The following is a 22,741-nucleotide window of genomic DNA, read 5'->3' on the forward strand; positions in this document are numbered from 1 at the left end:
AGATCAGCTCACCCGGTACGATCGAACACATGTTCGAGACCGTGACGCCTTCCCTCGCAGGGGATGAGCTCGCGGATCTCGACCTGCTCACCTGGCCGGAACCGCCGCCAGACCGGACCTGGGCCGACACCGCCCCGTCCGGGATCGCCGCGCTCGAACTGGACGTGGACACCGCGGATCCGGCGTGCCTGTCGGATGCGCAGTTGATCGATGCGATGGTCGGGTTCGAGCGGCAGGCCGCGTGGGCGCAGGCCCGGCAAGCCCGGATCGTGGCCGAGTTCGCTCGGCGCCGCCCGCCGGACGCCAAGGACATGGCCGGCACCGACCGCACCTGCGCGGCCAGCCCGTACGCCCCGGACGAGGTGGGGCTGGCGCTGCGGCTGTCCCGCTGGTCGGCGACCGCCCGGATCGGGCAGTCCCGGGAACTGGTCGAGCGGCTCCCGGAAACCCTCGGGCTGTGGCAGGCCGGGCGGTTGGACGAACGCCGGGTGACCGCGATCTGTGACGCCACCCGCAACCTCCCGGTAGACACCGCGCGGGCGGTGCAGGAGCGGGTGCTGCCCCGGGCCCCCGAGCAAACCCTTGGCCAGTTGAAGGCGGCGCTGGCCCGGGCGGTGATCGCCGCCGACCCCGAAAGCGCCGAGCGGCGGCACACGGCCGCCCGCCGCGACCGCCGCGTCGCGGTCAACCCGGAACCGGAGGGGATGGCGTCGTTGTGGGCGCTGCTCCCGGCCACCGACGCGGTCGCCGCGTTCGGGTGGCTGACCCGGCTGGCGCGGGGCTGCGGCGCGCAGGACCCGCGTTCCATGGACGCCCGCCGCGCCGACCTGCTCGCCGCGCTGCTGACCGGCCGCCTCACCCCCGCCACCGCAGCTGCACCCGGCGGAAGCGAAGGCCCGCGGCCGGTGTCCCCCGGCAAACCCCTGGTGCAGGTGGTGATGCCCTTCACCACCCTGCTCGGGGCCGACCAGCAGCCGTGTGAGCTGGTCGGGCACGGCCCGATCACCGCCGAACATGCCCGGGAGATCGCCAGCGACGCCACCCTCGTGCGCCTGGTCTATGACCCGCGCTCGGGGACGCTGCTCGATTACGGGCGCGCCACCGACCGGCCCCCGGCCGGGCTGGCCGACCACGTCCGCGCCCGCGATGTCCACTGCCGCCAGCCCATCTGCCGCCGCCGCGCGACCGACAGCGAACTCGACCACCTCATCCCCTTCCCGCTGGGGCCGACGAGCGAGGCGAACCTGGCCACCGGGTGCAGCCACGACCACCACCTGAAACACAGCCCCGGCTGGCAGGTCCACGCGCTGCCCGACGGCGTCATCGAGTGGATCACCCCCACCGGGCACCGCTACCGCAGCACCCCGCACGACTACCGCGACGACGACGACCCGTTCCCCCAGGTCTGGGCGGCCCGACCCCCACCCGACCAGCCCACACCGCAACACCACGACCCGGCGGACGACCCCCCGCCCTTTTGATCTAGGAGCGCCAGGCCGCTTTCAGACCGGGGCGCCCAGGGTGCGGGAGATCTCCAGTGCCGCCTTCGCGACCCGGGGGCCGATCTCGTCGGGCGTGCGGCTCGCCGGGTCACTGGTCAGCTGCGAGACGCTGACCGACCCGACTACTCGGCCGGTGTGGTCGACCACGGCGGCCCCGACGCACCGCACGCCAGACTCGTTCTCCTCGTCGTCGACCGACCAGCCGCGCTCGCGCACCTCCTGCAGATGCGCGACGAGCGCGGCGGGGTCGGTGAACGTGCGGGGGGTGCGGGCCTCGCGGGGGACGCGTTCGAGCAGCGCCCGCACCTCCGCTTCGGGCAGCACGGCGAGCGCGGCCTTCCCGATCGCCGTGCAGTGCAGCGGCATCGCCATCCCCACTCGCGAGGCCATCCGGTACGGCTTGCTGCCCTCGACCTTGGCGACGTAGACGGCCTCGTCGCCGTCGAGCATCGCGAGGTGCACGGCGCCGCCGCAATCCTCCTGCAGCGCCGTCAGCTCGGGGCGGGCGCGCTCGGCGGCGTCGGTGCGGGCGAGCACCCGCCCGGCCAGGCCGAGGATGCGCGCGCCACCCTGGTAGGTGCCGTGGTCGGTGGCGCGGGCGAAGCCGAGCCGCGCGAAGTCCTGCAGGATGCGGTGCACCGTGGACTTGTGCAGCCCGGTGGCCTCCGCGATGTCCGCGATGCGCTCGTGGTCGCCGAGCGCGTCGAGCACCGCCAGCGTCTTCTCCACAGCGTTGCTGCCGGACGGTCGAGGCACCCCCTTAGCCTAGGAGGCCCCGTCAGGCAACGGTGGCAGCGAGCCGGGCTCAGGCTCAGCTCAGACCGCGTACGGGATCGTTTGCGGGCCCTCGGGCAGCACGCAGACCCGGCTGTCGGGTCCCGCGATGTCGAGAAGCTCCGCGACGGTCGCGCCGATGTCGGGGGTCTGCGCGAGGTGGGCGGTGGCGAGGTCGGCGTCGGTGAGCCCGCCCGTGTGCATGACAACGTTCGCGCGGGTCTGGATGCCTGCCTGGATCTGCACCTGCCACTGGTCGGGCACGGTCTCGGCGCGGCCGGCGATCCCGTCCAGCAGGGCCTGCGGCGACGGCGCGGAGGCGAGCACCTCGCGGTAGGAGCCGTGGTCGGGGAACCCGTCGCGGCACTCGGCTGCGCAGATGATCGTGCCCTTCTCAGCCAGCACCGTGAGCCCGGCGGACATGCCCTTCACCGACTGGTACAGGTTCTGGTCCAGCGGGAAGCCAGAACCCGTCGTCACGACGACCTCGAACCGGCCGCTGACCGGCGCCATCGCGATCTCCTTCGCCGCCGCCCTCGCCGCGCGGTGCATCGCGAACAGCTCTCCGCCGAACGCGGCCACGAGCCGCTGCTCGGTGTTGAGCACGACGTCGAGGGCGAAGTCGACCTCACCCGCGCCGCCGACGACGGCCCTGATGTCGTCGTGCACCGGGTTGCCCTCGCACACGGCCCACGTCGCCATCGGGTGCCCGATGCGGGCGGCGTCGTGCAGCGTGAGCACGGTGTCCAGGCCCGCGAGCCCCGGCGCCACCATCTTCGGGCCGCCACTGAACCCCGCGAAGAAGTGCGGCTCCACGAAACCCGTGGTGATGCGCAGGTCCGCCTCGACCCAATGCCGGTTCAGCCACACCGGCACACCGTCGCCGTGCACCCCGCGCCAGACGAGGGACGAGCTGTCGCGGGAGTCGTGGTTGAACACGCGCACGCGGTCGTAGGCCTCCCCCAGCATCGCGCGCAGTTCGGCCTCGGTGTTGCCGCGGTGCGTGCCGGTGGCCACGAGCACGAGGACGTCGTCGGGATCGACGATCCCGTCCAGCTCATCGAGCACGGCGGGCACGACGATGTCGCGGGGCTGCGCGCGGGTGCCGTCGCAGATGGAGATCGCGACGCGCTGCCCCGGCTTCGCGAGCTCGCGCAACGGGGGCCCGGCGACCGGTTCGCGCAGGGCACGGCGCAGGAGCGCCGCCGGGTCGGGCGCCGCCGGCCGGGCCACCGGCGTGACGACGGTGGTGCGCTCCTCGGGGAGCTCGACGTCGAGCCCGTCGCTGCCATAGGCCAGGCGTACCTGCACGTGAACGTCCTTCCTGAGGGAGGGACTTCCCACACTAAGGCGTGCCGAGCGCCGGCCACCGGGGGACGTCGCCCCCGACGTCCTCGGCCGGGTACCGCGCAGCGGCGACGGTGCGGGTCACGGCCTCGGCGGAGGCGCCCAGCGTCTCCGACACCTCCCACGCCACCTCGCGCACGCGCGGCCCCAGCTGCGCCGCGCGCCGGTCGTCCATGCGGACGTCGGGAACGGACGTGCCGAGCGCCCCGACGACGAGGCCGGTGTGGTCGAACACGGGGGCGGCGACGGCGCGGATGCCCGAGTTGCGTTCGGCGCGCGACTCGCTCCAACCGCGCGTCCTGATGACCGCGAGCTGTGCGCGCAGCAGGTCGGGGTCGGTGATCGTGGCCGGGGTGACAGCCGGGATCGGGCGGTTCAGCCACCACTCCTGGCGCGCTGGGGGCAGCATCGCGAGGATCGCCTTCCCCGGCGCCCCGTGCGGGAGGTCGATCGGAACCCCGATGTCGGTGTAGGTGCGCCGCAGCACCTGCCGGCTCTCGACCTGGTCGACCACCGCCCGCTCACCGGTGGGCAGCAGCTCGTGCACGGCGACGGTCTCGTCGATCTCGTCGCGCAGCGCGCGCATCAGCGGCAGGGTGGCATCCCGCAGGGTGGCCGGGACCGCACCGCTGCGTGCGAGTTGGACGAGCAGCGGCCCGAGCCCGTAGCGCCGGTCCGCGGTCTGGCGGACGAGGCGGTTGCTCTGCATGGCGACGAGCAGGCGGTGCGTGGTGCTCGTGGAGAGCCCGGTCATGCGTGCGATCTCGCTGATGCCCAGGTCGGGGCGCCGGGCGTCGAAGCAGCGCAGGATCGCCACCGCTCGGTCGACGGCCTGCACGCCGGTGCGCGGGCCGTTCCCGGCTCCCGGGGTCATCTCCCCACTCGTGATCGACATGCTCCGCCTTCTTGACCTGCGTCACACGGGATCGTAGTGTTCCCGTAGCACGGGATACTATCCCGTATCACGGGAAACGCCAGCACCACAGGAAGGCGCTGCATGCTCCCACTCGACGGATTCCGCATCCTTGACCTCACCCGGTTCCTGTCCGGGCCGTACTGCACGATGGTCCTGGCCGAGCTGGGCGCCGCGGTGGTGAAGGTCGAGCAGCCGCACACCGGCGACGACTCGCGCAGGCTCGCCCCCAAGGTCAACGGCGAGAGCTACCCGTTCGGCATGCCCAACCGCAGCAAGCGCAGCATCTCCCTCGACCTGAAGACCGACCGGGGACGGGACCTGTTCCTGCACCTCGCCAGGGACGTCGACCTGGTGATCGAGAACTTCCGCCCCGGCGTTGTCCGCAGGCTCGGCATCGACTACGAGTCCGTCCGCGCGGTGCGCCCGGACGTCCTGTACTGCTCGATCAGCGGGTTCGGGCAGACCGGCCCGTACCGGGACCGCCCGGGCTTCGACATCATGGCGCAGGGCGCGGTCGGGCTGATGCGGATGACCGGCGAGCCGGGCGGCCGCCCGGCGAAGGTCGGCATCGCGATCAACGACATCGCGGCGGGCGCCACCGCCGCGTACTCGATCCTCGCCGCGCAGATCCAGCGCTCCCGCACCGGCAACGGGCAGTACATGGACATCTCGCTCGTCGAGGCGGGGCTCGCCTGGACCGTGTGGGAGTCGGGTGCCTACTTCGCCTCCGGCGAGGTGCCTGAGGCCACCGGCACCCGGCACCGGCGCTCCACGCCATACCAGGCCTACCGCACGGCCGACGGGTACGTGACGATCGGCGCCAACAACGACCGGCTGTGGAAGCGCCTGGTCTCCGACGTACTCGACCGGCCCGAGTGGCTCGACGACCCGCGCTTCGTGACCCTGCCCGACCGCATGGACCACATCGACGAGCTCGAGGTGGAGATCGAGAAGATCACCACCACGGGCACGACCGAGGAGTGGATCGAGCGGCTCGACCGGGCGGGCGTGCCAGGCGGGCCGGTGCTCACCTATGACGAGGCGCTGCGCGACCCCCACATCGTCGCCAGGGACATGGTGGTCGAGGTCGAGCACCCGCTGATCGGCACGATGCGCACGATCGGCCCGCCCACCAAGTTCTCCGACCTCGACTTCCGCGTGCGCGGCCCGGCTCCCTGGCTCGGGCAGCACACCGGGCAGGTCCTGCGCGAGTCCGGCGTCGAGGAGTCCGAGCTGGCGGAGCTGTTCGCCACGGGCGTCGCATACGACGCCCACCCCGAGCGGGAGAGGAGCTGACCCAGGTGTCCGACCAGATCCTGGTGGAGCGGGCCGGCGCGGTGGGCACCGTCGTCCTGAACCGGCCGCAGAGCCACAACGCGATCACCATCGACATGTTCCGGGAGCTGCCCGGCGTGCTCGCCGGTCTCGACGCCGACGCGGACGTGAAGGTCGTCGTCCTGCGCGGGGCGGGCCGCAAGGCGTTCGCGTCGGGGGCGGACATCAGCGAGTTCGAGCGCGAGCGCGGCGACGCGGAGAAGGCGCGCAACTACAACGAGCACGTCGCCGCGGCCGAGCGGGCGCTGGCCACGATGGCCAAGCCGACCCTCGCGATGATCCACGGCTACTGCATCGGCGGCGGCGCGGGCCTCGCGCTCGCCTGCGACTTGCGCTTCGCCGACGACCGCAGCCGCTTCGCGATCACCCCCGCCAAGCTCGGGCTGGTCTACAGCCTGGAGTCGACCAAGCGCGTCGTCGATCTCGTCGGGCCGTCGCGGGCCACCTGGATCCTCGTGTCCGGCCAGCAGATCGCTGCCGAGCGGGCGCTGCAGCTCGGCCTGGTGGACGAGGTATTCCCCGCGGACGAGTTGGAGGATCACACGTACGAGTTCGCGGAGCTGGTCACCACGAGGGCGCAGTTCAGCGTGCGTATGGGCAAGGAGATGGTCCGCCGCGTCGTCGCGGGGCAGCTCGCCGACGACGAGGAGACCCTCGCCATCCGCAACTCCTCGTTCGACACGGGCGACTACGCCGAGGGGGTGCGCGCCTTCCTGGAGAAGCGCCCTCCCCGGTTCACCTGGTCATGACGGCGGGCACCAACGGGCTCCACGCGGCCGTCGAACGCGCGGCCACCGCCGCCTCGACGGCTCGGCCGGAGTTCGGCGCGTTCTTCCTGGCCCGCTTCCTCGATCTCGACATCAGCTACGACGACGAGGTCCGCACCTGCAGCGTGGTGCTCCCGTACGCCGAGCACTTGTGCAACCCGCAGGGCTCCGTGCACGGCGGCGTGCTCACCACGGCCATGGACATCTCGATGGGTCATCTGTGCCACCGGTTCCTGTCCGCAGCCGTCACGATCGAGATGAACCTGCGGTTCTTCCGCCCGCTCACCGGCACCGGCCGCTGCACCGCGAGCATGCTGCGACCCGGGCGCCGGATCGTCCACCTCGAGTCCCGCCTCACCGACGACGACGACCGGCCGGTGGCCTTCGCCACCGGCTCATGGCACCGGCTCCCGACACCGGAGCAGGCCGAACGCCGCACGTAGACCACCACCCGGCAACGGCGCCGGGGAAGGGAGGCACGTCATGCGCAGCACGATCCTCAGGAGGGTGGGCGCGGTCGTGGCGGCCGCCGCCGTGGTGGCCGCCACGGGCTGCTCGGCCGCCCCGAGCGACGAACCGCCGGAGCAGTACCCGTCGCAGGACCTTGACTGGACCATCGCGTTCGGGCCCGGAGGGGGTAACGACATCATGGCCCGCAAGATCGTCGAGATCCTGCAGGGCCGCCAGCTCTACCCGCACGACATCGTCGTCGAGAATCGGGAGGGCGGGAGCGGCGCGACCGGCTGGGGGCACCTGTTCAGCGAGGCCGGCAGCGGCTACGCGATCTCCACCACGTCCGGCTCGTTCATCACCACGCCGCTGCAGGCGAACACGGGCTGGCAGCCGCAGGACTTCACGCCGGTCGGGCTCTTCGCCACCGACGACGCGCTGTTCCTGCTGCCCGGGACGAGCCCGGTCACCGACTGGGCGGGCTGGCTGGAGTTCGTCCGCGGGAAGGGCTCCGCCGTGGTGGGCGGCATCGGCACCGTGAACGTCGACTTCATCGTCCACTCCCTGCTCGCCGAGCAGGCCGGCTACGAGATCGAGTACGTCCCGTTCAACGACGAGGGCCAGATGCAGACGGCGCTGCTCTCCGGTGCGCTCGACGCAATGGTGTCCAACCCGGGCACCGTCCTCGGCCAGGTGCAGGCGGGCCAGCTGCGCGCGCTGCTCAGCACAGCGGAGCAGCCGCTGCCTGAGCTGCCGGCGGTCCCCACGGACGCGAGCCTCGGGTTCACCGGGATCCCGTCCATGCCGCGTGGGCTGATCCTCCCGCCCGACGCCCCCGCACATGCCCAGCAGTGGTGGATCTCGACGATGCAGCAGGTCGTGCAGACGCCGGAATGGCGGGCCTACGTGGCCTCGAACCACCTGTCAGAGGACGTGCGCTGGGGCGCCGACTTCACCGCCTTCCTCGAGGAGACCCAGAACGAGTTCCGGCGCATCCTCACCGAGCAGGGCGCCCTGTGACGGCCGTGGACGCCCGCCCGGCGGCCCGGCCGGCCCGGTTCCGGGCCCGCGTCGGTCTGCGGACCGTGTTCTTCGGACTTCTCGTCGTGGTGCTCGCCGGCTACCTACAGTTGGCGCTCGGGATGGAGTGGCGCACCGCCGCCGGGCGGATCGGGCCCGGGTTCTTCCCCCGCGTGATCGGCGTGCTCGGGCTGGTGCTGGCGCTCGTCGCGGTGGTGCGGAGCATGCGGGCGGAGCCGGAGGCTGTCGGGGACCTTCCCGGGGAGGAGAGCGGGGACCTTCCCGGGGAGGAGAGCGGGGACCTTCCCGGGGAGGAGAGCGGGGACCTTCCCGGGGAGGAGAGCGGCGAGGCCGACCTCGGCAGGCACCCCGGCACGCTGGCGATCGTGGTCGCCGCCAGCGCCGCGTTCGCAGCGACGTTCGTGCTGCTCGGCGCCGTGATCGCCGGAGCGGCGTTCCTCTTCGGCTGCCTGTGGCTGCTCAACCGGCCGCGACCTGCGCTCAACACGGCACTCAGCCTTGGCATCGCCGTCGGGCTGTACCTGCTGTTCGAGACGCTGCTCGACGCCGGGCTGCCGGCCGGCGTCCTACCCCTGCCCTGATCCCGAAGCGCTGGAGGCGACGTCGTGGACGTCTTCGCTGATCTCGGCCAGGGCATCCTGGCCCTGCTCACCGTGCAGAACGTGCTGCTGCTCGGCGCGGGCGTGCTGATCGGGATGGTCGTCGGCGTGATGCCGGGGCTCGGCCCGTCGGCAGGCCTGGCGATCCTGCTGCCGCTCACGTTCGCGCTCGACCCCACCGGCGCGATCATCATGCTGGCCGCCGTCTACTACGGCGCGATGTACGGCGGCACGATCACGTCGGTGCTGATCAACACCCCGGGTGAGTCCGCCACGGTGGCGAGCACCTTCGACGGCTACCCGCTCGCCCGCAAGGGCCGTGCGGGCCCGGCGCTGGTGATCGCCGCGGTGGCCTCGTTCGTCGCCGGCACGGTGGGGGCCGTGCTGATCAGCGTCGCCGCACCCATCACCGCGGCCGTCGCCACCAGCTTCGGCCCGCCGGAGCTGTTCCTCGTCGTCGTCACCGGGTTGCTCACCCTGATCGTGATCATCGGCCGCAACTGGCTGCTCGGCGCACTGTCGGCCGTCCTCGGCTTCGGCCTGGCCACCGTGGGCGTCGACATCGGCGGCGGCGAGCAGCGCTACACGTTCGGCTCGACGGAGCTGATCAATGGGATCGACTTCATCCCGGTGGCGATCGGCGTGTTCGGCGTCGGGGAGATCCTGCACACCCTCTGGCGGGGCGGGCACCTCGAGCGGCTCGGCTACGTACGGGTGAGCGCCCGCGCGCGCGGCTTCTGGCCGGACCGCGCCGACTACCGCGAGTCCCGTGGCCCGATCCTGCGCGGCTCGCTGCTGGGCTTCCTCGTCGGCACCGCCCCGGGCGCAGGCGCGACCGTCGCGTCGCTCATGTCCTACAACCTGGAGAAGTCCATCTCGCGGCACCCTGAGCGGTTCGGCAAGGGCGCGATGGCGGGTCTCGCCGGCCCGGAGGCGGCCAACAACGCGGCGTCCGCTGGCGCGATGGTGCCGCTGCTGACCCTCGGGATCCCCGGATCCGCGTCCACTGCCGTGCTGATCGGCGGGTTCCTCATGTGGGGCCTGCAGCCGGGGCCGCTGTTGATGGAGCAGAACCCCGAGTTCGCCTGGGGGCTGATCGCCAGCATGTACCTGGGCAACGTGATGCTGCTACTGGTCAACGTCTTCTGCATCCCGGTGTTCGCCAGCATCGCCCGGGTGCCGTTCCGCGTGCTCGCCCCGGTCGTCATCCTGCTCTGCGTTGCCGGCACCTACACGGTGAACGGCAGCATCGTCGAGGTCGCGATCATGCTCGCCTGCGGCGTGCTCGGCTTCTTCATGCGCCGGTTCGGGATGTCGCCCGCCGCCCTGGTCATCGCGCTCGTGCTCGGGCCGCTCGCCGAGGAGACCCTGCGCCAGACGATGATCATCTCTGGAGGGGACCCGCGGATCTTCGTAGAGCGGACGACGTCCCTGGTGCTGCTGTGCGTCATCGCTGTCCTCGTGCTGGTGCCGGTGGTGCTGCCGCGGCTGCGCACCGCGTTCGCCGAACGCCTCGCGGCGGTCGGGCGCAGGCGCGCGGCGGCCCGGGCCGACCGCACGTCGGACGACGCGACGCCCCGATCCTGATCCCCGACCGATCGGGAAGGAGAGCCATGCGCCTCGCCGGCATCCGTATAGGCGGGACCGAGATCCCCGCCGTCATCGACCCGCGCCGCGGTGTCGCCCGGGTGGCCGACCTGCTGCCCGGCTTCAACGGCGACCTGCTCGACGTGTTGCGGGAGGACCGCCACAACGAGCTCGCAGAGCGGGCCGCAGCCGCACCCGACGCTGTGTTCACGCCTCGGGCGAGCGTCGAGTTCGGGCCGCCTTACCGGCACCCGCGACTGATCTGGGGCATCGGCCTGAACTACGTCGACCACGCCGCCGACCTGTCCGAGCAGGTGCCGGAGGAGCCGGCGTCGTTCATGAAGGGCGACCACACCGTCATCGGACCCGGCGAGCCGATCCCGATCCCACCCCAGAGCGCGCGCACCACCGCTGAAGCGGAGCTGGGCCTGGTGATCGGCCGCCACTGCCGCAACGTCTCCGAGGCCGACGCACTCGACCACCTCGTCGGAGTCTGCGCGATCCTCGACCAGACGGCGGAGGACATTCTGGAGCGCAACCCGCGTTTCCTCACCCGCTCGAAGAACTTCCCCGGCTTCTTCTCGTTCGGGCCCGAGATCGTGCCGCTCGCCGACGTGCTCGACGGCGCGGCCGACCTCTCGGCGGTCGAGGTGACCACCGTGCTCAACGGGGAGGCGAAGCGCAGCAACACCGTCGCCCGCATGCGCTACTCGCCGCAGTTCCTGGTGAGCTTCCACAGCGCGGTGATGCCACTGCAGGCCGGCGACATCATCGCCACCGGCACGCCCGGCGCGGTGCACATCCGCCCCGGCGACGTCGCCGAGGCGCGGATCCCGCGGGTCGGCGTGCTGACCAACCCGGTGGTGCAGGGGTGACGATCATCTCGCGCACGTGCGCCGAACTCGCGCTGCAGCATCTTCAGCTCGCGGCCGGCGCTTCGGCGGGGATGGGGGCGGGCGGGGTAGGAACGGCCGGGGTGGGGACGTTGAGGGCCAGCAACGCGGGCGCGCGCGCCGGGTCGGCGGGGACCCGCAGCCGGGTGGCGGCGACGTTGTCCAGGCGCGGGAACACCTCGCGGTAGCGCGCCACCGGGATGCCGAGCCACGTGCACAGCGCCAGCCGCAGCGCCGTGTTGTGGCCGACGACGAGCACGGACTCGCCGCGGTGCCGCTCGGTGACGCCGCGCAGGGCGGCCAGCACGCGCTCAGCGGCCGCGCCCGGGGGCTCGGCACCAGGGAACGGGTTCCGCGCCGGGTCTGCGACGAACCTCTCCACGGCCGCGGGGTCGCTCTCGCGCAGCTCGGCGAGCGTGCGGCCCTCGGCCGCCCCGAAGTCGACCTCCCGCAGGTCCGGCACGACCTCGGGCTCGAGGCCGAGCGCCTCGGCCACGGGGCCTGCGGTCGCGCGGGCGCGGGAGACCGGCGAGCACACGACGGCATCGTGCGGGTGCGCGCGCGCCCAGTCCGCGAGCGCGCGGATCTGCGCCCGGCCGGTGTCGGAGAGCGGCACGTCGCTGATGCCGGCGTAGCGGTTCTCGGCGTGCCAGATGGTCTGGCCGTGCCGGACGAGGGTGAGGAAGGTGTCGCTCATCTCCCGGCCTCGGGTTTCGCGCCCGCTTCCAGCCAGCCGCGTTCCTCGAGTGCTGCCATCAACCGCTCGTAGCCCTCCGTCAGTTCCGCTGCCCGCGCCGGGTCCGGCTCGAACCGCCGCTGCATCCGCACCATCGCCCTAGCCGTCTCCGCGAGCCTGCCCGGCTCGGCGGCAGCCAGCACGGCGGAGCCGAAGGCCGAGCCCGACTGCTCGGGCACCGCGACCGGTCGCTGCAGCACGTCGGCGCGCAGCTGCGACCACCAGTCGTTGCGGCTGGTGCCGCCCGTGGCCACCACCGGGCCGTCGACGTCCGCGCCGAGGCCCGCGAGCACGCCGAACGCGAGCCGTTCGACGTAGGCGACCCCGTACGCCACCCGCTGCAGCCGGGTGGCCGCATCGCCGTCCGCCGGTCCGCCGACGTCGAACCCGGAGGCGGCGTCGGCGACGAACGGGAACCGCTCCCCGATGCCCTCCAGCGGATACGTGGCGCCCGCGGGGACCCCCCGGTCACGCGCGCGCTCGGTCAGCGCGTCGAGGTCCTCGCCCGCGAGGTCACGGGCCAGCACGCCGGCGCCGGTGCTCGACGCCCCGCCGGGGAGCCAGCCGCCGTCGGGGTTGCGGTGGCAGTAGACGCCCCCGGCCGGGTCGTGCAGCAGCTCACGAGTGGAGCCCTTGAGCACGAGCGTGGTGCCGAGCGCCGAGCACCACTCCCCCGGCGCGAGCGCCGCCGTCGCCACCTGCGCCGCGCACCCGTCGGTCATCCCCGCGACGATCGGGGTACCGGCCGGGATCCCGGACGCCTCGGCGCCCGCCGCGGACACCACGGCCACCCGCTCGCCCGGCGCGACCACCGGCGGGAGCAGCGCAAGGTCCACCCCGAGCGCGTCGAGCACGGCGGTGGGCCAGGTGTCGCCGAGCAGGTCGTAGCCGGCCTTGAGCGCGTGGCTCCAGTCGGTGGGGACTGCGTGGCCGGCCAGCCGAGCCGCGACGTGGTCGGCCTGGTGGGCGAACCGGTGCCCAACGGGCAGCTCCCCGGCCAGCCGCACGATCTTGGGGAGCGCCCAGCTGACCTGCATGCGGTAGCCGAGCGCGCGCCACAGCGCCACCCCGGCGTCCTGCACGAGCCGCGCCTCGGCGGCGGCCCGGCGGTCGTCGTACATCAGCGCCGGACCGGCCGGCCGGCCGTCGGAGTCCTGGACGACGAGCGTGCCCGACGTCGAGTCGATACTCATCCCGCCCACCGGCCGGCCGGCGCGGGACGTTAGCGCGGTGCGGGTCGCGGCGCAGGTGGCGGTCCACCACTCGGCCGGGTCCTGCTCGTGCCGCTCGCCGTCGCGGACGTCGTGTCGAAGCGGCGCCGAACCGCTGCCGAGCACTGTTCCGATCCCGTCCACGAGCACGGCCCGGACGCCCTGGGTACCGAGGTCCAGGCCCAGCCACACCGGGCCGTCAGCGGCAGTCCCCGCAGCCTCGGGACCGGGCACCGGCGCTCCTTCCTCGGACGCGGTCTACCGCGCGGCGCCACAGTAGAAGCGGAGAACATCTCGGGTCAACACGTTCATGTCACAGGTAGCGGTGTTCTTTCGCAGCTGACTTCACATCAGTTCTCGTCTTCTTCACACCTATTCTTGACGTGTCTGAGGGAAGGCGCTGTGATGCCACCCGTAGAAGTCCGAGCGAGGGAGGCGACCGGTGGCGGGAGTGGCCGCGTCCGGCGAGCGCACCCTCAGGCCGGAGGGCAGGCAGGCCCACATCACCGACCTCCTGCTCAGCAGCGGATCGGTCTCGGCCCAGGAGCTCGCGGAGACGTTCGGCGTCTCCGTGATGACGATCCACCGCGACCTCGACGAGCTGCAGCGCCAGGGCGTGCTGCGCAAGGCGCGGGGAGTGGCCACGGCGCAGCCCAGTGGCACATTCGAGTCGAACGTCGAGTACCGGGCCAAGGCGAACCTGGACGCCAAGCGCCTCATCGCGCAGCACGCCGCCCGGTACGTCGAGCCCGGGATGTCGGTGCTGCTCGACGACTCCACGACGGCGTTGCAGCTGCTCCCCCACCTCGCCGCGCTCGCCCCGCTCACGGTGGCCACCAACTACCTCGCCGCGCTGGTCGAGCTGGCGCGGCTGCGCGACGTGCACGTGGTCGCCCTGGGCGGGCACTACGACGTCCAGCACGACTCGTTCCTCGGTTCGGCCTGCGCGGACGCGGTGCGCGCGATGCGCTTCGACGTCGCCTTCGTGAGCACGTCGGCCGTGAGCGAGGGCTACGCCTTCCACCAGGAGGACAAGATCGTCGCGGTGAAGCGCGCGATGGTGGAGGTGGCCGCGCGCACGCACCTGATGGTGGACCACACCAAGCTCGCCCGCAGCGCCCTGCACCGGATGCTGCCCCTGCACCGGTTCGCCTCCGTCGTGGTCGACGCCGGCGTCCCCGACCGCGACCTGGCCGCGCTGCGGGAGAACGACGTGCGCGTGGATGTGGCCGGGCCGACCAGTGGGACGAGCTAGGAGAACCGACATGCTCCTGCACGACGAACGCGTCCAGCTGGTGGAGTTCTGCCGCCGGATGCAGGCCGACGAGCTCACCGTCGGCACCTCGGGCAACATCTCCGCCCGGTCCGGGGACCACATCGCGATCACGCCGAGCGGCGCCGCCTACGAGGACCTCACCCCGGAGTCGATTTGCGTGATCGACCTGGACGGGAGGCCGGTGGAGGACGGGCTCGAGCCCTCGACCGAGGTGCCGATGCACACGTCCGTCTACGCGCACACGGACGCGCGGGCCGTGGTGCACACGCACCCCCTCTACGCCAGCACGCTGTCGGCGGTGGTGACCGAGCTGCCGCCCATCCACTACATGGTGGCGCTCCTCGGTGGGCCGGTGCGGGTGGCGCCGTACGCGACCTTCGGCAGCCCGGAGCTGGCGGAGAACAGCGTGCGGGCGATGGACGGGCGGTTCGGCGTGATCCTGCAGAACCACGGCGCCACCACGTACGGCGACTCGCTGGCCACGGCGTACACGCGCAGCGTCTACCTGGAGTGGATGTGCCGCATGTACTACCAGGCCCGGCTGCTGGGCGAGCCCAACATCCTGCCGGCCGCCGAGATCGAACTCGTTGCGCGAAAGCTGCAGGGTTACGGCCGATCGGCCGCGCGGGGCTCTGAGTAGTCGCAAACTTGCCAAAAGGTGATCACAGGCCGCCTTGTGGGGGACGCGCGCGCTATGGTCCGCCGTGCTCTCCGTGCACCTCCCTGATCTTCGCTCTCTGGAGTTACTCCTCGCCGTCGCCCGTACGGGCAGTCTCGGCGCGGCGGGCCGTGAGCTGGGCCTGACACAGCAGGCCGTGTCCGCTCGTATTCGTACCGTCGAGCAGCTCGTCGGCGTCCCCGTTGTGCACCGGGGGCCTCGCGGCAGCACGCTGACCGCTGCCGGCGCGCTGCTCGTGGACTGGTCCACGCGCGTGCTCACCGCCGCCGAGGAGCTCGACGCCGGCATCGCGTCCCTGCGGCGCGGCGGGCGCAACGGGCACCTGGCCGTCGCCGCCTCCACGACGATCGCCGAGTTCCTCCTTCCCGGCTGGCTCGTGCAGCTCGGCACCGAACAGGAGGCAACGGGCCGGCCCCGCCCGGCCGTGCGGCTGGCGGTGCACGACAGCGACCGGGTCGGCGCCGAGGTGCTCGGCGGCCGGGTGCAGCTCGGGTTCGTCGAGGGGCCGGACGTGCCGGCGGAGCTCGCCTCGTACACCGTGGCCTCCGACGAGCTGGTGGTCGTCGTGCCGCCGGGGCACCCCTGGACCCGCCGAGCGGTGGAGCCCGCCGAGCTGGCGGCGACCCCGCTCGTGACGCTCGAACCGGGCGCCGGGCCGCGGGAGGCGTTCGACCGCGCGGTGGCCGCAGTGGCCCCGCCGCCGCGGGCGCAGCCGCTGCTCGAGCTCTCGGCGACGGCGGCCGTCCGCAGCGCCGTGCTGGCCGGTACGGCTCCCGGCGTGCTCTCCGACCTCGCCGTCCGCGACGACCTCCTGGCCGGCCGCCTGCACCGCGTGCCGGTGCCCGGCCTCGCCCTCACCCGGCAGCTGCGGATGGTCCGGCCGGACGGGCCCGCCCCCGACGGGCCCGCCGGTCACCTGGTACGGATCGCCACGCGTGAGGCCTCGAGGCGCTGACCGTCGTAGAGGAGGGCCCTAGTCTCGGGCGGGTGACCATCGAGGCATCCGCGACGCTGCGGCCGGCACGTCCGGAGCACGCGCCTGCGGTCGCCGCGATCTGGCGCCTCGGATGGCGGGACGGTCATCTGGGGCACGTCCCCGACGAGCTCGTCGCGGCCCGCACCCCGGAGTCGTTCGCGACGCGGGCAGCCGAGCACGTCGACGTGACGGTCGTCGCACTCGTCGGAGACGCGGTCGCGGGGTTCGTGATGGTGGTCGGCGACGAGGTCGAGCAGGTCTACGTCGCGGCGGCGCACCGCGGGTCGGGGGTGGCCCGCGCCCTGCTCACGGCGGCCGAGGAGCGGGTCCGCGCCAACGGCCACGAGCGGGCGTGGCTCGCGGTGGTCGCCGGCAACACGCGCGCCCGCCGCTTCTACGAGCGCAGCGGATGGACCGACGAGGGCCCGTTCGACCACCATGCCCCCGGCCCGTCCGGGCCGATCACGGTCCCCGCGCACCGCTACACGAAGACCGTCACGTCCTGAGGAGCTAGGAGCGTTCCCCGTGTCGATCGCCCCGGAAGAGCTGCGCACGTTCGAGGAACAGCGGCCGCGACTCTTCGCGATCGCCTACCGCATGCTGGGTTCCGCAAGCGAGGCCGAGGACGCCGTGCAGGACACCTACCTGCGCTGGGACGCCGCCGACCGCGCGGCCGTCCGCGAGCCGGCTGCGTGGCTCACGCGGGTGCTGACCAACCTCTGCATCACCCGCCTCACGTCGGCCCGGGCCCGCAGGGAGAACTACGTCGGACCGTGGCTGCCCGAACCGGTGATCACCACCGACGCCACACTCGGCCCGCTGGACACGGCCGAGCAGCGCGACGCGGTGTCGATGGCGTTCCTGCTCCTGCTGGAACGGCTCACCCCGCCGGAGCGGGCCGTGTTCGTGCTGCGCGAGGCGTTCGGCTACACCCACCGCGAGATCGCCGAGATCCTCGATCTCACCGAGGCGGGCAGCCAGCAGCTGCACCATCGCGCCCGCCGGCACATGACCGACGAGCGGCCGCGGTTCGACCCGTCGCCGTCCGAGCGCACCCGGATCGCCCGGCGGTTCCTCGCGGCGGCACGCGGGGGCGACCTGGCCGGGCTCCAGGAGTTGCTCGCCGACGACGTCGTCTCGTGGGCCGACGGCGGCGGCCGCGCGACAGCCGCTCGGCTCCCGGTGCGCGGCGCCGAGCGCGTGGCCCGCTACCTGAGCTGGATGAGCGGCGACGTGCCCGGCGCCAAGATCCTCGAGACCGAGGTGAACGGGCAGCCGGGCGTCCTCCTGGTCCAGGACGGCGCGCTCGTGCTCGTCGTCGTGCTGGAGATCGCCGGTGGCCGGATCGAGACGATCCGGCTGGTCGCCAACCCGGACAAGCTCGCGTTCGCCGCCGCCCAGCTCCGGTGACGCAGATCACCGCCGCACCTGTCAGGAACGGGGCCGCCGCACAGCTCATGTGATGTCCCACCGCCCAGAGAGAAGGAGAGCACGGTGGTGCATCGCATCGTGGTCGTCGGCGCCGGCTACAGCGGGCTCACGGCGGCACAGAGAGTGGCACGCCAGGCCCGTGACGCCGACGTGGTGCTCGTCAACGCAACGGGCCGTTTCGTGGAACGGGTGCGCCTGCACCAGGTCGCCGCAGGCCAGGACGTGGGCGAGCACGCGCTCGCCGACGTCCTGCGCGGCGGGCGGGTGCGCCTCGTCGTCGCCAGGGTGCTCGCGATCGACCCGGACCGCCGCGAGCTGCAGCTCGACGGCAGCGTCCCCCTGCCGTACGACACGCTCGTGCACGCGGTCGGCAGCGGCCCGGCCACCGGCGGCGTGCCGGGCGCCGCCGAGAACGCCGTGCCGGTTGCGCACCTCGACGGCGCCCGTGAGCTGCGCAAGCGCGTCGGGGACGTCGCCTCGGACGGCGGCTCGCTGACCGTCGTCGGAGGGGGCCTCAGCGGCATCGAGACGGCGACCGAGCTGGCCGAGAGCCACCCCGCCCTGCGGGTGCGCCTGCTCACCGGCGCGGAGCCGGGCGCCGCGCTGTCGACGCGGGCACGGGAGCACCTGCGGCGGGTGTTCGACCGGCTCGGGGTAGACGTGCGCACCGGCGCCGCTGTGGCCGAGGTGCGCCCGGACGCCGTCGTGCTGGCGGGCGGCGAGACCGTCGCGAGCGACCTCACGGCGTGGGCCACCGGATTCTCGGCGCCGCAGCTGGCCGCGGACGCCGGGATCGCCACGGACCAGAGCGGCCGGGTGCTGGTGGACGGCACCCACCGCTCGGTGTCTCACCAGGATGTCTACGCGGTGGGCGACAGCGCGCTGGGCCGCACCCCCCGCGGGGACGTGCTGCGGATGTCCTGCGCGACCGGCCTCCCGACCGCTCAGTACGTCGCCGACGCGGTGGCGGCTCGGCTGGCCGGTCACGAGCCGCGGAAGCTGCGGTTCCGCTACTTCATCCAGTGCATCAGCCTCGGCAGGCGCGACGGTCTCATCCAGCTCGTCGACGCCGATGACCACCCGCACCCCACAGTCCTGACGGGCCGGGCGGCGGCGCGAACGAAGGAGTCAGTGGTCCGCAGTGCACTGTGGACGACCCGGCACCCGGGTCCGTACGGGCTTCGCTGACCGACGCGGAGGCCGCACGCCTTCCCTCCGGTGAGGCGGCACCGTCCGAAATGGAGCGGTCCGATCGGACGGTGCCGGCCGGACACAGCGGACAGTGCGGACACTTCGGGCCCTTTCCGGCTCGCGGACGCGGCCGTCCGCTGATCGCAGTGGTCCGCTCGGCGGCTGCCCGCTCGGTGCGCCCTCTGCGACGATGGGTGAACAGCGACGGCCCCCGCTTCGACTCTCCGCCGCTGGTCACGCCGCCGCGCTGCTCTCGCCGCGCGGCCGATTCAAGGCCTGCGAACGGAGGGAACGATGATGCCGGCGGCACAGAGCGCGAAGGTGAACTCCGAACCTGCGGAGGGCGCGGACCGGGCTCCGAACGTCGGGCCTGCCGACGTGCGGGCCTCGGCATGACGAGTCGGGGCGCAACCGAACGACCCCGCATGCGCGCGCTGGGCGCGGCCGCCGCCGCCGCCGCGCTCTCGCTCACCGCCCTCGGGGTCGCAGCGCCGAGCATCGCGGCGGCCGCACCAGCCATCCCTCAGCCACAGGTCACCGGCGACGTGGTCGGCAACCTCGACATCCCGTGGGGTCTCGACTTCCTGCCCAACGGCGACGCCCTGGTCACCGAAAGGGAGACCCGCCGGATCCTCCGCGTCACCCCGCAGGGTCAGGTCCAGCCGGTCGGCGAGATACCCGAGGCCAACGGCCCCGGCGAGGGCGGCCTGCTCGGGATCGCGGTCTCCCCGACCTTCGCGACCGACTCCCTGGTCTACATCTACTACTCGACCACCACCGAGAACCGCATCGAGCGCATGCCGTTCAACGGCACCGCGTTCGGCCCTCGCACGAATGTCGTCACCGGCATCCCCAGCGCCATCAACCACAACGGCGGCGCGCTCAAGTTCGGCCCGGACGGGATGCTCTACGCGAGCACCGGCGACGCCAACAACGGCCCGGCCGCGCAGGACCAGGCCTCCCTCGCGGGCAAGATCCTCCGGATGACCCCGGCCGGCACAGCACCGCCGGACAACCCGTTCCCCGGTTCCCTCGTCTACAGCATGGGCCATCGCAACGTGGAGGGGATCGCGTTCGACTCGAGCCAGCGGCTGTGGGCGAGCGAGTTGGGCGAAACCAAGTGGGACGAAATCAACCGCATCGAGCCTGGCCGGAACTACGGCTGGCCGCAGGTCGAGGGGATGGGCCAGAACGCCGACGCGAACGCGGCCGCGACTGCCGCCGCGAGCGGGGAGTTCGTCCGGCCCGCTGCGGTGTGGCCCACGGCCGACGCCTCTCCGAGTGGAATCACGATCGTCGGCGACGTCATCTACATGGCCGGGCTGCGCGGCCAGCGGCTCTGGGAAATCCCGATCATGGAGGGCCGTGTCGGCGAGCCCGTGGCGGTGCTGCAGAGCACGTACGGCCGGCTGCGCACTCCCCGCCAAGCCCCTGACGGCTCGCTCTGGATCACCACGAGCAACCGCGACGGCCGGATCAGCCCCAACCCCGGGGACGACCGGATCCTGCGCGTGACCCTGAACGCGACCCAGCCGTGACGCTGCCGAACCCGGGGTGACGTCAAGGCAGGCCTAGCAGTGCTGTTGCACCGGAGGTGTCCGCACTTCGGCGGGAACCTCTGACGAGGTGTGCCCCGATGAGGGGCACACCGTCGGCAGACCAGCGGCCCGACGGACCCGATCGGGCGATGACCGTCACGCGCTGCCGCTGGAGAATTTGGCCCGGCAGCGGGCCCCTCGACCACCCGGCCGGTGGCCGGCGGCCGGGATTACGCACCGGCCGCGTTGTGCACCGCCACTCGGCCCACGGTCGGACCGCGTCCGATGAGCAGGCCAACGGGATCCGAACTGCTCACGACCAGACCGCAGGTGACCGACACGCCGGTCACCCGACAACCGCACCATTTGGAGGGCTGGAAAATGACAACTTCCAGCACTGTCCACGACACGACAACGACGCCCGGTCCCACCGCTCTGGTGGGGTACCTGCGGCAGGCCCGGGCCGCCGAACACGTGCTGGCCGGGCTGTTGGCCACCGCAGCAGCCGGCGCCCCGGAACAGCACCGCGACATGGTGACCGAGCAGGCAACCCAGGCCCGGCAGCGCACCCACGACCTGGACGCCCGGCTCGCCGCGCTGGCCCACCCCGGCCCGCTGTCGACAACGGTGGCAGCCGTCCGGGAGCTCGCCGGGGACACCGTCGGGATCTCCGCGGCGGCTCTGGGCGCGACCTTGGGGCTGCTGCGCCGCGACCCGGTGGAACCCACCCTGCTCGACCGCACCAGCGAGCTCGCCGCGGCGGCCGCCTACGCCCACAACTGCCACCGCGCGCTCGCCGAAGCCGCCCGCACCCTCAACGACACGACCACCGCCGAGCTGGCCTCAACCTGCCACGACGAGACCCGCACGTTGCTCGACCAGCTCGACGACGCCGTGCCGGCCCTGGTGACCGCGGCGCTGGCCACCACCGGCGGCCGATCTTCCTATCGCGCGGCCGTGGCCACCGCCACCGCCCAGGTGCGCGGCGCCGCCGGGAACCTGTCCACCGATGCCGGCCACGCCCAGCACGAACTGCGCGACGCCGTCACCGACCTGCTGCGCCGGGCCCGACGCGTTCCCGGCGTCACCCGAGCCGAAACCACCCTCGGCGAGCTCACCGCCGCACCCGAGGACCTACCCATCGCCGACTACCCGACCCTGACCATCACCCAGATCATCGAGCGGCTACCCGCACTCACCCAGGCCCAGCTGGGCACCCTGCACGGCTTCGAGACCGCCCACGCCAACCGCAGCAGGGTGCTCAACAAGATCCAGGCGCTACGCGAGGACGAACCCTGGCCCGGCTACGACACGATGACCGTCAAGGAGATCCGCGACCGCCTCTCCGACGCCGACCCCGCCATCGCCCGCGCGGCCCGCAACTACGAACGCCGCCACCACAACCGCGCCCATCTGCTGGGCGCCGCCGACCCCACCAGCTGACCACCGCCAGATAAGGCGTGGTGATGTCGACGGTGCCGTACTCATCGATGGTCAGCCGGCCGGCGGCATGCAGCCGGTGGAGGTGACAGCGGGTGTCGGTGAGGTCGGCGCCCAGAGCGCGAGCCGCCTGCGGTAGATCGACCACCGTGGCGTGCTGGGCGTCACCGGAGCCTCGCAGCGGAATGGTTCCGTCACAGACGTAGGTCTCGAGCAACCATTCAGTTGTCGGGACCGCGGCGCCGTAGAAGTCCTCCAGCGTCCCGGCAGAACGCGCAGCCCGACCATGCCGGGCGCCCGAGGCTGTGGGCTGTCGTCCCATGAGCGCTCCCAGCACGTCCCGAGGCATTTGTCTGACGACCAATTCCTACTCCGGCACCGCCAAGAGCGGAACCCCGGTCCCGTGTCGACGAGGTCACCGGTGAACCATTTCGGGTGATCTATCGGCCAGGTGGCGCAGGCGGTCCGGTAATGGGCGCAACATCCACAGCGCTGGAAACCGGCCAACTTCTTGACGCAAGACATCAGCAGGAAGAAGGCGCCTGGCTGATGCGTTTACCCTGACATGGTCCGGGCTTCATCCCCGGAGGTGTCTGATGACGGTGTTGGCAACCGTGGCCGTCGAGATCAGCAGCGTGGTGACCCACCTGCTGCGCTATCCGACCGGTCTGCGCTGTCCCGGGATGACCGCGAACCTGGCGGACCGCACCGGAGGCTCGGTGGAGCCGATCGTTCTCTTGCCTGGGCTGGCCGACAAGTTGAGAAATGAGCGTGCGACAGGTTCCCTCCTGAACAGCGCCACCGGAGGTCGTCGGTGGGGCGTCGAGCACCAGCATCAACTGGCCAGGGCGTGTCCGACGGATCTTCATTCGCGACGGCCGCACCCAGGCCGCCCCTTACGACAACGCCGGATTGCCCGAATAGGCCCGATATCGGCCGATCCACAAGAAACGCCTGTCCGGACCGAAGCATTGCGGCTAACCGGTACGGCGGAATCCGGCTGACCGGAACCGCAGATGGGCGTTGGCCGTGGCGACATGAGCCCGCCAAAA

The 22,741-nt window shown here is 72.6% G+C and carries 22 protein-coding genes; 17 read left to right on the top strand and 5 right to left on the bottom strand.

Going from position 1 to position 22,741, the window contains the following annotated elements; genetic code table 11:
• Positions 1–29: 29 nt before the first annotated feature.
• Positions 30–1,481 carry an HNH endonuclease signature motif containing protein gene (locus tag ABD143_RS27080; protein ID WP_343984204.1) on the top strand — a complete coding sequence of 484 codons (1,452 nt, stop codon included), beginning with the start codon at positions 30–32 and terminating at the stop codon, positions 1,479–1,481.
• Between the two features lie 21 nt (positions 1,482–1,502).
• Here the strand turns inward: ABD143_RS27080 and ABD143_RS27085 are convergent, their stop codons facing one another.
• Genes ABD143_RS27085 through ABD143_RS27095 form a run of 3 tightly spaced genes read right to left on the bottom strand, consistent with a single transcriptional unit; the run spans position 1,503 to position 4,518 of the window.
• Positions 1,503–2,258 carry an IclR family transcriptional regulator gene (locus ABD143_RS27085; protein ID WP_343984206.1) on the bottom strand — a complete coding sequence of 252 codons (756 nt, stop codon included), beginning with the start codon at positions 2,256–2,258 and terminating at the stop codon, positions 1,503–1,505.
• A 60-nt stretch (positions 2,259–2,318) separates the two neighbouring features.
• Positions 2,319–3,587, bottom strand: a complete 1,269-nt coding sequence (larA, locus tag ABD143_RS27090; protein WP_343984208.1) for a nickel-dependent lactate racemase — start codon at positions 3,585–3,587, stop codon at positions 2,319–2,321.
• A gap of 34 nt (positions 3,588–3,621) precedes the next feature.
• Positions 3,622–4,518, bottom strand: a complete 897-nt coding sequence (locus tag ABD143_RS27095) for an IclR family transcriptional regulator (protein ID WP_343984210.1) — start codon at positions 4,516–4,518, stop codon at positions 3,622–3,624.
• 102 nt (positions 4,519–4,620) lie between these two features.
• Between ABD143_RS27095 and ABD143_RS27100 the strand changes: the two genes are divergently transcribed.
• From ABD143_RS27100 to ABD143_RS27130, 7 genes are read left to right on the top strand one after another with little or no spacing between them, the layout of a single operon-like run.
• A complete protein-coding gene (locus ABD143_RS27100; RefSeq protein WP_343984212.1) occupies positions 4,621–5,835 on the top strand; it encodes a CaiB/BaiF CoA transferase family protein in 1,215 nt (404 codons plus the stop codon).
• 5 nt (positions 5,836–5,840) lie between these two features.
• Positions 5,841–6,623, top strand: a complete 783-nt coding sequence (locus ABD143_RS27105) for an enoyl-CoA hydratase-related protein (RefSeq protein ID WP_343984214.1) — start codon at positions 5,841–5,843, stop codon at positions 6,621–6,623.
• Positions 6,620–7,084: a PaaI family thioesterase gene (locus ABD143_RS27110; RefSeq protein ID WP_343984216.1), complete on the top strand. Its 465-nt coding sequence runs from the start codon at positions 6,620–6,622 to the stop codon at positions 7,082–7,084. The genes ABD143_RS27105 and ABD143_RS27110 overlap by 4 nt, the downstream gene beginning before the upstream one ends.
• A gap of 40 nt (positions 7,085–7,124) precedes the next feature.
• Entirely contained in the window at positions 7,125–8,111 is a 987-nt protein-coding gene (locus ABD143_RS27115) for a tripartite tricarboxylate transporter substrate binding protein (RefSeq protein WP_343984218.1), read from the top strand.
• Complete coding sequence (locus tag ABD143_RS27120) at positions 8,108–8,713, top strand: tripartite tricarboxylate transporter TctB family protein (RefSeq protein ID WP_343984220.1); 606 nt, start codon at positions 8,108–8,110, stop codon at positions 8,711–8,713. Before ABD143_RS27115 ends, ABD143_RS27120 begins: the two co-directional genes overlap by 4 nt.
• A 24-nt stretch (positions 8,714–8,737) precedes the next feature.
• Positions 8,738–10,318 carry a tripartite tricarboxylate transporter permease gene (locus ABD143_RS27125; protein ID WP_343984222.1) on the top strand — a complete coding sequence of 527 codons (1,581 nt, stop codon included), beginning with the start codon at positions 8,738–8,740 and terminating at the stop codon, positions 10,316–10,318.
• A gap of 26 nt (positions 10,319–10,344) precedes the next feature.
• Positions 10,345–11,193, top strand: a complete 849-nt coding sequence (locus tag ABD143_RS27130) for a fumarylacetoacetate hydrolase family protein (protein ID WP_343984224.1) — start codon at positions 10,345–10,347, stop codon at positions 11,191–11,193.
• Positions 11,194–11,236: 43 nt separating this feature from the next.
• On the opposite strand, the gene ABD143_RS27135 is transcribed toward ABD143_RS27130, so the two are convergent.
• Positions 11,237–11,908: a histidine phosphatase family protein gene (locus ABD143_RS27135; RefSeq protein ID WP_343984226.1), complete on the bottom strand. Its 672-nt coding sequence runs from the start codon at positions 11,906–11,908 to the stop codon at positions 11,237–11,239.
• Entirely contained in the window at positions 11,905–13,392 is a 1,488-nt protein-coding gene (locus ABD143_RS27140) for an FGGY-family carbohydrate kinase (RefSeq protein WP_343984228.1), read from the bottom strand. Before ABD143_RS27140 ends, ABD143_RS27135 begins: the two co-directional genes overlap by 4 nt.
• A gap of 208 nt (positions 13,393–13,600) precedes the next feature.
• Between ABD143_RS27140 and ABD143_RS27145 the strand changes: the two genes are divergently transcribed.
• From ABD143_RS27145 to ABD143_RS27185, 9 genes are all read left to right on the top strand, one after another.
• Positions 13,601–14,413, top strand: coding sequence for a DeoR/GlpR family DNA-binding transcription regulator (locus tag ABD143_RS27145; protein WP_343984230.1), 813 nt, complete (start codon positions 13,601–13,603; stop codon positions 14,411–14,413).
• Positions 14,414–14,423: 10 nt separating this feature from the next.
• Positions 14,424–15,074: a class II aldolase/adducin family protein gene (locus ABD143_RS27150; RefSeq protein ID WP_343984232.1), complete on the top strand. Its 651-nt coding sequence runs from the start codon at positions 14,424–14,426 to the stop codon at positions 15,072–15,074.
• A 64-nt stretch (positions 15,075–15,138) separates the two neighbouring features.
• Complete coding sequence (locus ABD143_RS27155) at positions 15,139–16,068, top strand: LysR family transcriptional regulator (protein WP_343984234.1); 930 nt, start codon at positions 15,139–15,141, stop codon at positions 16,066–16,068.
• A 32-nt stretch (positions 16,069–16,100) separates the two neighbouring features.
• A complete protein-coding gene (locus ABD143_RS27160) occupies positions 16,101–16,595 on the top strand; it encodes a GNAT family N-acetyltransferase (RefSeq protein WP_343984236.1) in 495 nt (164 codons plus the stop codon).
• A gap of 25 nt (positions 16,596–16,620) precedes the next feature.
• Positions 16,621–17,499 (top strand): RNA polymerase sigma-70 factor, encoded by an 879-nt coding sequence (locus ABD143_RS27165; protein WP_343984383.1) that lies wholly within the window; start codon positions 16,621–16,623, stop codon positions 17,497–17,499.
• An 84-nt stretch (positions 17,500–17,583) separates the two neighbouring features.
• Positions 17,584–18,708 carry an NAD(P)/FAD-dependent oxidoreductase gene (locus tag ABD143_RS27170; RefSeq protein WP_343984238.1) on the top strand — a complete coding sequence of 375 codons (1,125 nt, stop codon included), beginning with the start codon at positions 17,584–17,586 and terminating at the stop codon, positions 18,706–18,708.
• A 428-nt stretch (positions 18,709–19,136) separates the two neighbouring features.
• Entirely contained in the window at positions 19,137–20,249 is a 1,113-nt protein-coding gene (locus tag ABD143_RS27175; protein ID WP_343984240.1) for a PQQ-dependent sugar dehydrogenase, read from the top strand.
• Positions 20,250–20,630: 381 nt separating this feature from the next.
• A complete protein-coding gene (locus tag ABD143_RS27180; protein ID WP_343984242.1) occupies positions 20,631–21,692 on the top strand; it encodes a hypothetical protein in 1,062 nt (353 codons plus the stop codon).
• A gap of 593 nt (positions 21,693–22,285) precedes the next feature.
• Positions 22,286–22,693, top strand: coding sequence for a hypothetical protein (locus ABD143_RS27185; RefSeq protein WP_343984244.1), 408 nt, complete (start codon positions 22,286–22,288; stop codon positions 22,691–22,693).
• The last annotated feature ends 48 nt before the right edge of the window (positions 22,694–22,741 follow it).

This window comes from Pseudonocardia aurantiaca (genome assembly GCF_039526725.1).
Lineage (GTDB): Bacteria > Actinomycetota > Actinomycetes > Mycobacteriales > Pseudonocardiaceae > Pseudonocardia > Pseudonocardia aurantiaca.